The organism is Prolinoborus fasciculus, assembly GCF_056724605.1.
This window is the reverse complement of the sequence record NZ_JBWZQN010000149.1, coordinates 1-792: the sequence shown is the minus strand read 5'-3', so window position 1 is coordinate 792 and position 792 is coordinate 1. Positions and strand designations below refer to the sequence as shown.

Annotated in this window: 2 protein-coding genes; both read left to right on the top strand. The window is 48.2% G+C overall.

The features are described from left to right. Positions 1 to 81 precede the first annotated feature (81 nt). A complete protein-coding gene (tnpA, locus tag AC1P5O_RS16650; RefSeq protein ID WP_004282342.1) occupies positions 82 to 510 on the top strand; it encodes an IS66-like element accessory protein TnpA in 429 nt (142 codons plus the stop codon). Continuing rightward, positions 507 to 792: IS66 family insertion sequence element accessory protein TnpB (tnpB, locus tag AC1P5O_RS16645; RefSeq protein WP_336755386.1), on the top strand; the 286-nt coding region annotated here is incomplete at its 3' end. The genes tnpA and tnpB, both read left to right, overlap by 4 nt.

The following is a 792-nucleotide window of genomic DNA, read 5'->3' as shown; positions in this document are numbered from 1 at the left end:
GTAAGCGTCCGCTGAACCCCACTTTTTCTAACTCATTAATACCGCGATAGTGTCCACTTAAATTTAAGTGGACACCTATTTATGGATTTAAAGACAGTTATAGACAGTGCACCAACGCTAAAAAAGCCCCGTCGAACCTTCACAGCTGAATTTAAACATCAACTTATTCAGCAATGCCAGCAGCCAGATACATCAGTGGCCAAGGTAGCAATGCAACATCAGATCAATGCCAATCTGCTACATAAATGGATTCGTCAGTCCAGATCAATGCCCCCTGCATTAAAAACCCCATCCATTCCACAGACTGACTTTCTTCCGGTCATTCTTCACCCGACTCCAGTCAAACAAGAAGCACCTCTACCACTTGTGCCAGAGAAGAAAGCTGTCGCTCATATCAGGATTCCATTACATGAGGCACCAAGTTCCGCAAGGGATCAGATGATCGAGATCGACTGGCCGGTGGAGTCAGTAACTGAATTACTGTTGCTGATCCAGGGTTTGACTCAATGATTCGTATTGATGAGATCTGGTTGTCTACCCAGCCGATGGACATGCGTGCAGGGATGGATACAGCCATGGCTCAGGTGCTGAGAGCCTTTGGCTACATCAAACCGCATTGCGCTTACCTGTTCTGTAATAAGCGTGGCCATCGTATGAAAGTGCTGGTGCATGATGGACTGGGTATCTGGCTGTGTGCCCGGCGGCTGGAACAGGGGAAATTCCACTGGGCTAAAGTTCACCAGGGTGAAAGTATGGCGATCAGCCCGGAGCAGTTACAGGCACTGATCCAGG

Excerpts from the sequence above, each read along its gene's own strand:
- tnpA (WP_004282342.1), top strand. The coding sequence starts at position 82 with ATGGATTTAAAGACAGTTATAGACAGTGCACCAACGCTAAAAAAGCCC.